At 34.8% G+C, this 14131-nt stretch carries 14 protein-coding genes; 10 read left to right on the forward strand and 4 right to left on the reverse strand.

Features of this window, described 5'->3' with window-relative positions; translation table 11 throughout:
- The first annotated feature begins 191 nt into the window (after nucleotides 1-191).
- The 3 genes from F6P99_RS04640 (at nucleotide 192) to bioB (ending at nucleotide 3516) form a co-directional block, all read left to right on the forward strand.
- Nucleotides 192-1040 (forward strand): T9SS type A sorting domain-containing protein, encoded by an 849-nt coding sequence (locus F6P99_RS04640; protein ID WP_152286254.1) that lies wholly within the window; start codon nucleotides 192-194, stop codon nucleotides 1038-1040.
- Between the two features lie 120 nt (nucleotides 1041-1160).
- Nucleotides 1161-2321: a beta-ketoacyl synthase N-terminal-like domain-containing protein gene (locus F6P99_RS04645; RefSeq protein ID WP_152286255.1), complete on the forward strand. Its 1161-nt coding sequence runs from the start codon at nucleotides 1161-1163 to the stop codon at nucleotides 2319-2321.
- Between the two features lie 82 nt (nucleotides 2322-2403).
- On the forward strand, nucleotides 2404-3516 hold the full coding sequence (gene bioB / locus F6P99_RS04650) for a biotin synthase BioB (protein ID WP_152286256.1): 1113 nt from the start codon (nucleotides 2404-2406) through the stop codon (nucleotides 3514-3516).
- A 247-nt stretch (nucleotides 3517-3763) separates the two neighbouring features.
- Here bioB and rseP read toward each other — a convergent pair whose 3' ends face one another.
- Entirely contained in the window at nucleotides 3764-5104 is a 1341-nt protein-coding gene (gene rseP, locus F6P99_RS04655; RefSeq protein WP_152286257.1) for an RIP metalloprotease RseP, read from the reverse strand.
- Nucleotides 5105-5271: 167 nt separating this feature from the next.
- On the opposite strand from rseP, the gene F6P99_RS04660 reads away from it, so the two are divergent.
- The 7 genes from F6P99_RS04660 to F6P99_RS04695 all read left to right on the forward strand — a co-directional run bounded on the left by F6P99_RS04660 (nucleotide 5272) and on the right by F6P99_RS04695 (nucleotide 12331).
- The gene (locus F6P99_RS04660) at nucleotides 5272-5943 is read left to right on the forward strand and encodes an SCO family protein (protein ID WP_152286258.1); all 672 of its coding nucleotides are present in this window, start codon (nucleotides 5272-5274) and stop codon (nucleotides 5941-5943) included.
- A gap of 76 nt (nucleotides 5944-6019) precedes the next feature.
- Nucleotides 6020-6262: a FeoA family protein gene (locus tag F6P99_RS04665; RefSeq protein ID WP_152286259.1), complete on the forward strand. Its 243-nt coding sequence runs from the start codon at nucleotides 6020-6022 to the stop codon at nucleotides 6260-6262.
- Nucleotides 6252-8348 (forward strand): ferrous iron transport protein B, encoded by a 2097-nt coding sequence (gene feoB, locus F6P99_RS04670; RefSeq protein ID WP_152286260.1) that lies wholly within the window; start codon nucleotides 6252-6254, stop codon nucleotides 8346-8348. Before F6P99_RS04665 ends, feoB begins: the two co-directional genes overlap by 11 nt.
- Before the next feature lie 242 nt (nucleotides 8349-8590).
- Nucleotides 8591-9145 carry an HNH endonuclease gene (locus F6P99_RS04680; RefSeq protein WP_152286262.1) on the forward strand — a complete coding sequence of 185 codons (555 nt, stop codon included), beginning with the start codon at nucleotides 8591-8593 and terminating at the stop codon, nucleotides 9143-9145.
- A gap of 71 nt (nucleotides 9146-9216) precedes the next feature.
- Nucleotides 9217-10548, forward strand: a complete 1332-nt coding sequence (locus tag F6P99_RS04685; RefSeq protein ID WP_152286263.1) for a cytochrome ubiquinol oxidase subunit I — start codon at nucleotides 9217-9219, stop codon at nucleotides 10546-10548.
- Between the two features lie 3 nt (nucleotides 10549-10551).
- Entirely contained in the window at nucleotides 10552-11628 is a 1077-nt protein-coding gene (cydB, locus tag F6P99_RS04690) for a cytochrome d ubiquinol oxidase subunit II (protein ID WP_152286264.1), read from the forward strand.
- On the forward strand, nucleotides 11615-12331 hold the full coding sequence (locus F6P99_RS04695; protein ID WP_226913017.1) for a DNA alkylation repair protein: 717 nt from the start codon (nucleotides 11615-11617) through the stop codon (nucleotides 12329-12331). The genes cydB and F6P99_RS04695 overlap by 14 nt, the downstream gene beginning before the upstream one ends.
- A gap of 1 nt (nucleotide 12332) precedes the next feature.
- On the opposite strand, the gene arfB is transcribed toward F6P99_RS04695, so the two are convergent.
- From arfB to F6P99_RS04710, 3 genes are read right to left on the reverse strand one after another with little or no spacing between them, the layout of a single operon-like run.
- Nucleotides 12333-12734, reverse strand: coding sequence for an alternative ribosome rescue aminoacyl-tRNA hydrolase ArfB (arfB, locus tag F6P99_RS04700; protein ID WP_152286265.1), 402 nt, complete (start codon nucleotides 12732-12734; stop codon nucleotides 12333-12335).
- Nucleotides 12719-13453 (reverse strand): geranylgeranylglyceryl/heptaprenylglyceryl phosphate synthase, encoded by a 735-nt coding sequence (locus F6P99_RS04705; RefSeq protein ID WP_152286266.1) that lies wholly within the window; start codon nucleotides 13451-13453, stop codon nucleotides 12719-12721. Before F6P99_RS04705 ends, arfB begins: the two co-directional genes overlap by 16 nt.
- A 3-nt stretch (nucleotides 13454-13456) precedes the next feature.
- On the reverse strand, nucleotides 13457-14080 hold the full coding sequence (locus tag F6P99_RS04710; RefSeq protein WP_152286267.1) for a 4'-phosphopantetheinyl transferase family protein: 624 nt from the start codon (nucleotides 14078-14080) through the stop codon (nucleotides 13457-13459).
- Between the last annotated feature and the right edge of the window lie 51 nt (nucleotides 14081-14131).

Below are 14131 nucleotides of genomic sequence, written 5' to 3' on the forward strand. Positions count from 1 at the left end.
TAATCTAGTAAAAATGAGGTGTTTGAGGTTTTTGAATGTACGAAAATGTACATGTTTTGTATCAAATTGTCAATTTTTTTTCTAGTCTTTGGAGGTTAGAGTGTATTGATGTATTCGTACAAATTATTTATAATTTCAAACATCTACGATAAGTTCTGAATTTAATTTTGTGACATAACTTAAAATTTAATATGATGAAATTACAATTACTTTTATTTGCTGTTTTAATTGGTGTAAAAAGCTTGGCGCAAGTGAATGGCTTTAACAGCGACGCTTTTGGTTTTGAATTGACCAATGTATCTTGGACGAGTGCTGGAACTCACAATGGAGCTACCTCTCCAGGAAATATTGTGGATGCTTGGACACAAGATGATGGCTTTGAACAATCAAGTGAACAAAAGAATTCGGGAACTTATAGTATGTTAGCTGATTTTTCTTCAACGATACCAGCGACTAGTCCTAAGTTGCAGACATGGAGGTCGAACACAGGAGGTGAAGGTAAGTATGAATTCGCAACAGTTGATAACTATACGTTATCGGCGTATGTATATGTAGATGCTGCATTGACAGATGGAGCTATGAGAATAGCGATTCAGCAAAATGGAGGACAGTACAATTCATTGGCTATTGATTTGTCTTCAATAACTCCAAATACATGGACGCAGTTTAGTGTTGCATTTGATCAAAATGATCCAAAATCGGGGTATTGGAGTGATGCGAATTTTACTACTTTACCAACGAGTAATGCTAAAATATATATTGATGATATTTCGGTGATGTTAACCTCTGTATTGTCAACAAAGAACACCCCTTTGAGCAACGTTAAGGTGTTTCAGAATAAAGCAGCTCAGGTTTTAGAAGTTACTGGACTTAAAAATGGAGATGTTACAATTTACAACTGTATAGGAGGGATTGTTAAGGCATCTAATTCTATATCGGATGCTTCACAAATAGACATTTCTGATATGCCAACTGGAGTGTATTTTGTAAGAATTAGTTTAGGTGGGAAAACGAAAACAGAAAAAATTATTATTCAGTAATTTATTTCTACGTTTATTTTCAAAGAGTTACACGAAAGTGTAGCTCTTTTTTTATGCATCATTTCTTGGTTCTTTATATATGTCTAATCCTTATATTTGTCGCTAAATTGACATTATTTCATGGATCAAAAAATTTCAATCACAGCAATGGCCTCTATTTCTAGTTTGGGTAGTTCACCCGATGAAATATGGCAAAATTATTTGCATGACAAGAGTTTTTTGTCGCTTGGCAATTTTGAAAAATTTGAAGCATATGTAGGGGCAATTTCAGAGCAAGGAAATAAAGAAATCCAAAAACTGAAAGAGGCTGATCCTAAATATAAAAACTTAGATCGATCTGTTTTAATGGCAATGCTAACCTCGAGAAAAGCAATAGCTCAGGTTGATTGGGAGGCCGATTTTGGAGTGAATATTGGTTCTTCACGAGGTGCAACCGAGTTGTTTGAGAATTATTACGATCGTTTTAAAGAAGATGTGTTTGGAAAAACAGCGACATTAACTTCTCCAACTACAACTTTAGGGAATATTGCCTCATGGGTTGCACAAGATTTACAGACTTCAGGACCTGATATAAGTCATTCAATAACGTGTTCGACAGCTTTGCATTCGGTTTTGAATGGAATTGCGTGGATTCGTTCAGGCATGTCAAAAACCTTTTTGGTAGGTGGGAGTGAAGCAGCAAACACAGCCTTTACAATTGCACAAATGCGTGCTTTAAAAATATATGCTTCGGATAAGCAGGCAGATTTTCCATGTAGAGCTTTAGATTTTGAAAAAGAATCAAACACGATGGTTGTAGGTGAAGGTGCCGTTGCATTGTGTTTAGAAAAAGGTGTTTCTGAAACAGCTTTAGCAGTAATAGAAGGTGTGGGTTATGCAACGGAAGAATTAAAACACAATATCTCAATATCCGCAAATGCAGAGTGTTTCCAAAAATCGATGAAAATGGCTTTAAAAAGTGCTAATTTGTCGACAGTAGATGCTATCGTAATGCATGCACCAGGAACCCTGAAAGGAGATACATCTGAATTCAATGCAATTCAAAAAGTTTTTGGAGAAAATATACCAGCACTTACAACTAATAAATGGAAAATAGGGCATACACTTGGAACATCTGGTGTTTTGAGTTTAGAATTGGCAGTGATGATGTTGGAGCATCAGCAGTTTGTAGCCGTGCCTTTTAGTAAGCATTCTAAAGAACCGAAACAACTAAAAACCATCCTTGTAAACTCCGTTGGATTTGGCGGAAATGCAGTGAGTATTTTGTTAAGTTCTAAATAAGAACTTTCGTGCTAATTATGATGGAAGTCATAATTATGACAATATAATTACGTACTTTTGAACCTTTAAATTTAGAAAAATTATGAGTGAAGTAAGACATAATTGGACAAAAGAAGAAATTCTTGATATATATAATAAACCATTAATGGAGTTGTTATATGAAGCAGCTCAAATACATAGATTACACCATGATCCGAATGCGGTTCAGGTCTCTACTTTGTTATCAATAAAAACAGGAGGATGTTCTGAAGATTGTGGTTACTGTCCGCAAGCAGCAAGATATCATACCGACATCGATGGAAATGAATTAATGCCAGTACAGCAAGTAAAAGCGCAAGCTTTGAGAGCGAAAGCAGGAGGTTCATCAAGAGTATGTATGGGAGCGTCTTGGAGAAATGTGAAAGACGGACCTGAATTTGATGAAGTGTTAGAAATGGTTCGTACCATTAATAAGTTAGATATGGAAGTTTGCTGTACTTTAGGTATGGTTACAGAAAATCAAGCAAAACGTTTGGCTGAAGCTGGTTTGTATGCTTACAACCATAACTTAGATTCTTCAGAAGAGTATTATAAAGAGGTTATTTCTACAAGAGGTTATCAAGATAGATTGGATACGATTGATAATGTGCGTAAAACAAATGTTACCGTTTGTTCTGGTGGTATTATTGGTATGGGAGAATCAATTGAAGATAGAGCAGGGATGTTAGTAGCCTTGTCAACTTTAAATCCGCAACCAGAATCTACGCCAATCAATGCATTGGTAGCAGTTGAAGGAACTCCTTTAGAAGAGCAAAAGCCTGTTGAGATTTGGGAGATGATTCGTATGGTTGCTACTACTAGAATTGTGATGCCTGAGACGCAAGTGAGATTGTCTGCGGGTAGAACGCAAATGAGTCAAGAAGGTCAAGCGATGTGTTTCTTTGCTGGGGCGAATTCAATTTTTGCCGGAGATAAATTATTGACAACACCCAATCCAGATGTGGATGAGGATATGAAGTTGTTCGCAAAACTTGGTTTGAATCCAATGAAGCCTTTTACGAAAAAGGTACAACCTAAATCTGTAGAAGCAGAAGACTCTCAATTACATGCGAAAGGAGAAAATCCTAAATGGACAAGACCAGAGCATAAAATCGATCGTAACGAAGAAGCCAAAGCGAAAGCCAAAGAAATTAGAGCTCAGTTAAAAGAAAACTAAATTCTATACTATTTAGATAGTGAAGCCTGTGCATTTTGTACGGGCTTTTTTTGTGTACTTATTTTGGGTTGGACTTTCTTGAGTGATTCTCGAGCCTATATTTGAAATCTAGAAAAGCTAAAAGACCTATGATGGTGTTTGTGTTTTTTAGAGAATAAGTAAAAAGTCCCTTTGAAATAACAAAGGGACTTTTTAATGTGTTTTATTCTAAAAATGTAACCTGAACTTCTCGAAGGGTAGGTCTGTTTTAGTCAAATAATTTGATTACATCATTTGCATTGGCAAATAATAATAAGGCCATTAATACAACAAATCCAGTGATTTGAGCGTACTCTAAGAATTTATCAGAAGGTTTTCTCCCAGTTATCATTTCGTACAATGTAAATACTACATGACCTCCATCTAAGGCAGGTATTGGTAACAAATTCATAAACCCTAACATGATTGATAAAAATGCTGTTATACTCCAAAACGATTGCCAACTCCAAGTTGATGGGAAAATACTTCCGATAGAAATAAATCCACCCAAACCTTTGTATGCACCTGTTTCTGGGTTGAATACTTTTTTCAATTGTTTGATGTAATCTGTAAGTGTTTTATAGCCTTTTGCTGTACCAGCAGGTATCGCCTCTGCAAGAGTGTATTCTTTGGTTTCAAGAGTGTAGTACCCCAAACGTTCCATGTCTTCAGCAGGAAGCGTTCCTAAGCTTACTCCAATTTTCCCGTTTTCGTCTAAAGTTACTTGAACTGTTTCTTCTCCTTTTTTGCGTTTTACCAACAAAGAAACTTCTTGATTTTTATATTTCTCTAAAACCTCTGAAGCTTCATCAAAATATTTAATAGGTGTATTGTTGATGGCTAAGATCAAATCTTTTGATTTTAACCCACTTTCTTTGTTAACGGAAGTATCGCTAAATCCACCTACAACAAAAGGAATTCTCGGACTGATAAAAGGTCCTTTTCCTCTTTCAATTAATTTTGAAATAAAGTCTACAGGAACTTCTTTTTCTATGGTTTCACCATTTCTTTCAATAACGAAGCTCGTTCCGTTTACAAACTCTCCTGGCAAACTAGAAAATGCTTTGACTTTGTTTCCGTCAATACTTTTTATTTTATCACCCGTTTGCAGTCCTAAATCATACCCTAAAGAGTCAGTAACCCAAACACCATCTTTTACATTGTCGTTTGGTAAATAGTTTTCTCCCCAAGTAAATAAAATTAAAATGTAGATTGCGAAACCTAAAATAAAATTTACAATCACACCTCCAAGCATAATAATCAATCGTTGCCAAGCTGGTTTAGAACGAAATTCCCATGGTTGAGGTGGCAAAGCCAATTGTTCAGTGTCCATACTCTCATCAATCATTCCAGATATTTTTACATATCCACCCAATGGAATCCATCCGATACCATAGACAGTATCGCCAATTTTTTTCTTGAAAATAGAGAATTTATAATCGAAAAATAAGTAGAACTTTTCTACTCTTGTTTTAAATAATTTTGCTGGGATAAAGTGTCCCAATTCGTGCAACACAATTAACAGTGATAAACTCAATAAAAATTGTGATGCTTTGATAAAAACTTCCATGTGTGCTTTTTGGTATAAATCGAAAGCAAATGTACAATTTTTAAAGACACCTCATTGTTCGATTTTTTCAAAGATTGGCACAGATAGAGTTAAAAAATGTTAAAGGCTTTATTTTTTCTATAATTTACATTTTTCTTCAAGCGAGAGTTGTAATTTTGACACTCAATATGGAAATCAAATTTTTTAAAAAATCGTTGCCAACAATTGTGTTGATGTTGGTGTTTAGTGTTGGGGGTGTTTATACGTTTTATAAACTGCTAACCCCTGAAAAAAAATTACCGGTATACAATCCTGTTGATGTTAATCCAAAATTAGTAGATGCTTCACTGCATCATGTTAGAAAAAATCACAAGGTGGGCGATTTTTCTTTGATTGATCAAAATAATGACACCATTACTCAAGAGGTGTATAAAAATAAAATTTACGTTGCAGATTTTTTCTTCACGCGTTGTGGTACTATTTGCCCCATCATGACAAATAATATGGCGATCATTCAAAAAGAATTTATGAATGACACCTCTGTTTTGTTGCTATCACATTCTGTAACACCTGAAATGGACAGTGTGCCAATCTTGAAAGAATATGCTGTAAATAAAGGTGTTGATGATGCAAAATGGCATATAGTAACAGGTGAAAAAAAACAAATTTATAACCTAGCCCGTAAGAGTTATTTTGCTGTTTTGGATGAGGGAGATGGCGGTGCACAAGATTTTATTCATACCGAACAATTTGTATTAATTGATAAAAAAAAGCGCATTCGAGGTTTTTATGATGGTACAGATTTAAAAGAAATTGAGCGTATAATAGCAGATATTTACTTACTTAAAAAAGAGGAATAAGTTTCTTTAGAACGATTCTAATTTAATATCTTTGCACTCTACTTTGAAAAAAATAGGGTCAAAAAACAAAATTGAATTGGAGCACACTGTAGCAGATTTAGAAATAGGTGAAAAAGGTATTATTGAAGAATTATCTTTTGTAGAAATTCCTTTGCCTTTGATGGAGATGGGTTGTATTCCAGGTAAAGAAGTTACATTGATTCAGTTTTCTCCTTTAAAAGACCCATTGTATATTCAGGTAAATGGGAGTCACTTTGCGATTCGAAGAGAAACTGCCGAAAAAATAATTTTGGCAAAACGTTTGTGTGATGAACTCTAAAAAAATAAATGTAGCTCTTGTTGGGAATCCTAATACTGGTAAAACTTCTATTTTTAACCAGTTGACGGGTCTTACCCAAAAAGTGGGGAATTATCCTGGGATTACTGTAGATAAAAAACAAGGTTCGTGCAAATTATTAGATGGTAGTAGTGCAACGATTACCGATTTGCCTGGTACTTATAGTATCAATCCAACTTCTTTAGATGAAAGTATTGTTTTAGAAACCTTATTAGATACTGAGAATTCAGAATATCCAGATGTGGTTGTTGTGGTTGCTGAGGTTGAAAACATCAAGCGAAATTTATTGCTATTCACTCAGGTAAAAGACCTTAAAATTCCGGCTATTTTGGTTGTCAATATGTCTGATCAAATGGAACGTAAAGGTATTTCTCTTGACGTTGAAAAATTAGAACGTATCCTAAAAACAAAAATTGTTTTAGTAAGCGCCAGAAAAAAAGAAGGTATTGACGCTATTAAGAATGCGATTTCAGAATATAAGTCGTATGATACAAAACCCCTTTTTCAGATTTCTGAAAAAATAGATCAAGCATATTTTGATGATATTCAGGCAAGTTTGCGTGGTTTTTCGTTGTATAAGTCATGGTTGCTAATTACTCAAAAAAATCATGTCAGCTTTATTTCTGAAGCATCGAAGCATATCATTGACAAATTTAAAGTTGATCAAGAGAAATTAAAAAAATACCAACACAAAGAAACGATATACCGTTATCAATATATCAATGAAGTTTTGAAAAAAACGTATAGTGTTGATAGAACAAAAGGGACAGATTTAAGAAGTAAATTAGACAAAGTTCTTACGCATAAAGTTTTTGGATATGTGTTTTTCGCTAGTATTTTATTACTGATGTTTCAATCTGTTTTTGATTGGGCATCTGTACCAATGGATTTTATTGATGAAGCTTTTTCTAATTTAAGTGAATGGTCAAAAGAGGCACTTCCAGATGGCATGCTGTTTAATTTGATATCCGAAGGAATTATTCCTGGAATCGGTGGAATCGTAATTTTTATTCCACAAATAGCCATTTTGTTTTTGTTTGTTGCAATTCTTGAAGAGACAGGTTATATGAGCCGTGTGGTATTTTTGATGGATAAAATTATGCGTCGATTTGGTATGAGCGGAAAGAGTGTTATTCCTCTAATATCTGGTACTGCCTGCGCTATTCCTGCCATTATGGCGACGCGAAATATAGGAGGATGGAAAGATAGATTGATTACTATTTTGGTAACGCCATTTACAACCTGTTCAGCTCGATTGCCGGTTTATGCTATCATCATTGCGTTGATTATTCCAGAGACAAGAGTGTTCGGTATTTTTAGTTTGCAAGGATTGGTGTTGATGGGATTGTATGTTTTGGGGTTTGGTTCTGCGATTCTTTCGGCATATATTTTAAACAAAGTGTTGAAGGTCGACAGTAAAAACTTTTTTATTGTCGAAATGCCAAATTATAAATTACCATCCTTAAAAAACATTGCTTTTGATGTGTTAGAAAAAACCAAAGCATTTGTATTAGGGGCCGGGAAAATCATCTTAGCGATTTCAATAGTTTTATGGTTTTTAGCTTCAAACGGATCGAGTGATTTTAATAATGCAGAAGAAATCGTTTCTGAAACCTCACAAAGTAGTAAGGAAGATTTAGAAGATGAAATTGCAGCTTTCAAATTAGAAAATTCTTACATAGGAATGATGGGTAAAACCATCGAACCAGTTATTGAACCATTGGGATACGATTGGAAAATCGGAATTGCCTTGATCAGTTCATTTGCAGCAAGAGAGGTGTTTGTAGGGACTTTATCTACCATTTACAGTGTAGGTTCTGATGACGAAGGAACCATAAAAGAACGTATGGCAGCCGAGATAAATCCTATAACAAAAGAAAAACGATTCAATGTGCCTGCTGGAATGTCGTTGTTGGTTTTTTATGCTTTTGCGATGCAATGTATGGGAACTTTAGCAATTGTTAAAAGAGAAACAAAGTCATGGAAATGGCCGCTTATACAATTGTTCGGAATGGGTGCTTTGGCATATTTTGCAGCATTTCTTACCTTTGTAATATTAAAGAACTAAATGCAAGAAGTAATCACATATCTGCTCTTAGGAGCTGCCATTGTCTTTCTTTTGAGAAAATACATTTTTAAAGGGAAGGCGAAGAATGCATGTGACTCAGACTGTTCTTGTCATTAGTTGTTGATTCTTTTAAAAGATTCTAAATATTTTATTATTTTAGAGTTGTCTACTGCCCCTTAGATCAAATCAAAAAAAGCTTGCTGTGAAAAAGATATGTTTTTAACTAATAAAACAGATCAAAGATGAACAATGAAAGTACTTATGAAGAATGGAAAGATCTTCAATTAGAAGAAGGGCTGCATACTAAAAAGAAAAATAGAATTTCTAGTCAAGGAAGGGTTATATCTGTTGACGAAAACGGAAAAACAGCTTTCTTAAAAACAACTCCTACCAACGGGTATCCTGCAGTAAACGCTTATCAGAATTCAACCGGTAAAAAATCGGGACGTTATTTGCATAAATTAGTTGCAGAACACTTTCTTGAAAGAAAAGAAGGCGAAGAGTATGTGATTCATTTGAATTATGACAAATTAGACAATCGTGTTGAAAATTTAAAGTGGGCTACAAAGAGAGAAAAAGAATTGCATCAGTTTTCTGGTCCTGCACATTTAAACAGAAAACCAAGATTGCAACGCGCTAAATTAACAGAGGCTAAAGTTCGTTTGATCAAAAGAAAAATTAACGATCCTAATCGAAGAACAAGAATGAAAATGATCGCTAAACAGTTCGGTGTTTCAGAGATGCAATTGTATCGAATAAAATCCGGTGAAAACTGGAGTCATGTTACCGATTATTAACATAAAAAAGAGCATCTTATTGCATATTTTGCTCTTTAGTTTTCCTTACCTTTGAAGTAAAATTTTCTGGTATGGAAGACATGCTTTTTTACGATCGAATGCAATTTGCATTTACGATTACTTTCCACTATTTATTTCCACAATTAACCATGGGATTGTCCCTGATAATTGTTTATTTCAAATGGAAATTTTTACGAACCGATAACCTAGCATACAATCAAGCGGCAAAATTCTGGATGAAGATTTTTGCCATAAATTTCTCTATGGGAGTGGTTACCGGAATTCCGATGGAGTTTCAGTTCGGAACGAATTGGGCAAAATTTTCTGAATTAACAGGTGGCGTTGTAGGTCAAACCTTGGCGATGGAAGGAATGTTTTCATTCTTTTTAGAATCTTCGTTTCTTGGACTCTTTTTATTTGGAGAAAAATTACTTGGTCACAAGCTTCATTTTCTTACGGGGTTTTTAGTCTTTTTAGGCTCATGGATGAGTGGTTGGTTTATTCTTGCGACGAATGCTTGGATGCAGCACCCTGTAGGATATGAGATATTAGAGAACGGAAAGTTTGTGTTAACGCATTTTTCTGAATTGTTTACAAATCCTTGGTTGTTGCCCGCGTATTTGCACAATCAAGCGGCTTCGTTGGTCACTGCTGCTTTTGTAGTAGCCAGCATCGGTGCTTTCTATGTATTGAGTAAAAAACATAAAGAATTTGGAGTGTTGTTTTTGAAAACCGGAGTGGTTTTTGGTTTGATAGCTGCTTTTATAGTAGCATTCCCTACAGGCGACATGAATGCAAAAAATGTAGCTAAATACCAACCGGCATCTTTTGCCGCTATGGAAGGTATTTTTCATACAGAAGAAGGAGGAGCCGAAATTGTTTTGATAGGCCAACCGAATATGAAAGAACAGCGACTTGATAATAAATTTGCTGTGCCAAATGTGTTGAGCTTTTTAACATATCAAGATTGGAACGCAGAGGTAAAAGGCTTGAATGAATTTGATAAAAAAGATTGGCCAACCAATGTACCTGGTTTGTATTATTCATACCATATTATGGTAGGTTTGGGTACCATTTTTATTGGGCTAATGGCCTTGGCAGCTTTTTTACTTTGGAGAGGGATTTTGGTGAAAACCAAATGGATATTGTGGGCGATTTTATTTGCTGTGCCTTTTCCGTATATCGCAAATATCACAGGTTGGTATACGGCAGAATTAGGCAGGCAACCTTGGTTGGTGTACGATTTAATGCGTACCACAGCCGGAGCCTCACCAACAGTCTCGTCTGGTAATACCTTGTTTACTTTTTTAGGTTTTATAGGCTTGTATCTATTGCTCGGATTGTTGTTTTTATTACTGGTAGGTAAGCTTGTACATAAAGGACCTGAAACGCTAAAATCTTAAAAAATGGAATTATTTTGGTATAGTGTATTGATCGTAATGTTAGCTGTATATGTCGTATTCGATGGTTACGACTTCGGTGCTGGTATTGTGCATTTGTTTTTTGCAAAGAAAGAAGAAGATAAAAAATTAATCACCAAAAGTATAGGTCCTTTTTGGGATGCCAATGAAGTTTGGTTGATTGCCGCAGGTGGTTTGTTATTTTTTGCGTTTCCACTTTTGTATGCTTCTGCTTTTAGTGGTTTTTATTTGCCATTAATGATGATTCTATGGTTGTTGATTTTTAGAGCCATCGGTCTAGAACTCAGAGAACAAATACATCATTCGATGTGGCATGCAGTATGGGACAAGGCATTTGGAATTTCTAGTTTGTTGTTAGCCTTGTTTTTCGGGTTAGCACTTGGAAACGTAGTACGCGGTGTGAATTTAGGTGGTGTAGAAAACGGAGTGTCAGCATACGAAGCAACATATTTCTTTCTGCCTTTGTGGAATAGTAGTTTAGATCCTTTAGCAGAACGGCTAGGGGTTATTGATTGGTTTACTTTATTGTTAGGTATAATTGCAGTCATCTCATTGACCATTCACGGTGCAAATTGGGTCATCCTAAAAACAAAGTCTTCCATAAATGAACAATTAAAAAAAATAATTTTTCGTTTGAATTTTGGACTGGTATTCTTTTTGATTTTGTCGATTTCAACGCTAGATATCGTGCAGCCGAATATTTTTGATAATTATACCGAGCACGTTTGGTTGTTTATTTTTCCGATACTTACTACGCTAGGTTTACTAGGCTTGTTTTGGGTTCGAAATTTTAAAAACGAATTGTTTGGATTTTTATGTTCAACCTTGTTTTTGTTTGGTGGTTTTACGACTACAGCAGCTGCAATGTATCCGGTATTGTTGCCTTCCACAAATGCAATAAATAAATCTTTAACGGTGTTCAATACGATCACTGAAGGCTATGGTTTGTGGGTTGGATTGAATTGGTTTTTTATCGGAATAATTTTAGTTGTTTTATATTTTGTTGTGCAACATCGAGTGTTTAAAGGCAAGATGGATGATATAGAATATGGAGATCATTAAGATGACAAAAGAAGAAGTTTTAAATAGGTTAGAAGCGTTATCGAATCCAGAAAAAGTAGTTTTTAAAGCGAAAAAATTTGGAGTGCAAACTGCTAGCAAAACTTTGGGAATTTATCAGAAAGATTTAAAATTACTTGCCAAAGAAATTGGGAAAAATACAGAGCTTGGAATTGCTCTTTTCGATACCGAAATTTACGAAGCTCGCATTCTCTGCAGTAAAATTTGCAAACCCAAAGAAGTAACCGAAAAAATGATGGATACCTGGGTTGAAACTTTTGATACTTGGGAAATATGTGATTCGTTTTGTATGGAGCTATTTAAATTCAGTCCTTATGCTATAGAAAAAGCCTTTGCTTGGAGCGATCGAGAAGAGGAGTTTGTAAAACGCGCTGGAATTGTTTTAATGGCGGTATATGGTTTTGCAGATAAAAATGCTGAAAATGCGGTTTTTGAATCGTTCTTTCCAGTGTTAATTCATGAAGCACAAGATGATAGAATTTATGTAAAGAAAGCTGTGAGTTGGGCATTGCGAAATATCGGAAAGAGAAATAGTGATTTGAGGGAAAAAGTTATGCGTGTTGCCGATGAAATAGCGGCAGAAACTTCTGATAGTGCTCGGTGGATCGCAAAAGATGTTTTAAGAGAATTGAAAAAGGAAAATGTCAAGAGTTTAGATTATCCAAGAGAAATCTATCGCGCTTAATTTAAAATCGAAACTTTTTGCGATGCGCTTTTTTGTCGCTTTGCAATTTTTTGGTATCGAGTCTTTTCTGGATGCTACTTTTAGTTGGTTTCGTGCTTCTTCTTATTTTCGGTTTTTTTAACGCTTCAAATATTAACTCAAGAAATCGAGCGATAATTATTTTTTTGTTTTTTAATTGACTTCTACTTTCATCACATTGCAAAATCAAAAAGGTGTCTTTTGAAATTCTATGCTGTAGTTTTTTAAGTAATAATTCTTTTTCAGAATCAGAAAGCGCAAGAGAGTTTCCTATGTTAAAAGTCAATTCTATTTTGGTAGCAACTTTGTTCACGTTTTGACCGCCGGCACCACTACTTCGAATACCTTTAAGTTTTAATTCAGTAAGGATTAGTTTGTGGTCCATAATTTTTCAAAAAAATCAACATCTTCTTCAAAAGCAGTTCCGATTACAACCATATCCGCACCGTTTGAATAGGCACTTTTAATGGCTGCTATAGTTCTCAAACCACCTCCTACAATAATCGGGATAGTGCAATTTTCAGAAACGGTTTTGATTATTTCTGAATGGACCGGGGTTTTAGCCCCACTACCAGCCTCTAAGTAAATCAATTTATTACCTTTCATTTCTCCAGCAATCGCGGTATGTTCGATTAACGAACTGTTTTGTTGAGAGATGGGTTTTGTATTGCTCACTTTTTGCGTTGAAGTGGTTGTGTCTCCATCGATTAAAATATACCCGGTTGCAATACTTTCTGTAGCGTTTGTTTTAAAAAATGGAATGGACTTTACCTGTTGTTCGATCAAGTATTCAGGATTTCTACCTGACAACAAGGTTAAAAATAAAACAGCATCTACTTTAGGTGTCAATTGCGAATAATCACCAGGAAATAATACGATTGGAATATTGATATAACTCTTCAATGAAATAACTAGTTTTTCAGTAGCTCCTTCTGCAACAGTACTGCCTCCAATAAATATATAATCAGCTTTTGATTGATTTATTTTTGAAACTAAATTTTCGAGCTTATGAATGTCTAATTTGTCTGGGTCTAATAGTAGTGCTAATAACTTTTTATTCGCTTTTTTAGCCTCGTAAATAGTATGTAAAACTGAATGTTGCATAAGTTATTCTAACGGTAAAGCGTATACCAAGGTAAAGTCTTCAATGATTTCAAAATAAATAATAAAAGATTCGTTCCAAGGGTCTTTTTTTATCCACCCAATTGTTTGTTTGTCTTTTAATTCGAAAGCATCTATGGGCAAATGTTCTATAAATAATAGACCACCTTTTGGGTGGATTTTATACAAACTTTCTTTCGCTCCCCATAAAACGGTTAATTGCTCTACGAGATTGGTGTCTTTCAAAAAACTATTTTCTTGACCTACAAATTTATGAGCGATTCGCTTAATTTTGTCTCTGTTTTTTTCAATGTCAATTCCCACTGTTTTGTTGCTGATGATAATTGTAGAAAAGGTAAAAGAATGGCTTATTGAAATATGTTGACCGTCTCTTAAGTTGGGTTTTCCTGATTCAGAATAATAGAGATCCTCATCAGAATATCCTGCTATTTGTAGCAAATGACGTACACTTAGAAAACCTTTTTGATGCATTTCAGAACGCATGCTATTGACACGCTTTAAACTATGTTCGCATAAAAAAACATTTTGTAACTCCTGTAAGGTTTCAGTTATTTTCCAGACAAGAACCTTAGTGTTTTTGTCAACGATAATTGTTTTGGCTAAAGGCATTTATATTGTCAAAGGTATTTTGTAATTTTGCATCCTAATTCACAAATATAA

Source organism: Flavicella marina (assembly GCF_009193215.1).
Taxonomy (GTDB): domain Bacteria; phylum Bacteroidota; class Bacteroidia; order Flavobacteriales; family Flavobacteriaceae; genus Flavicella; species Flavicella marina.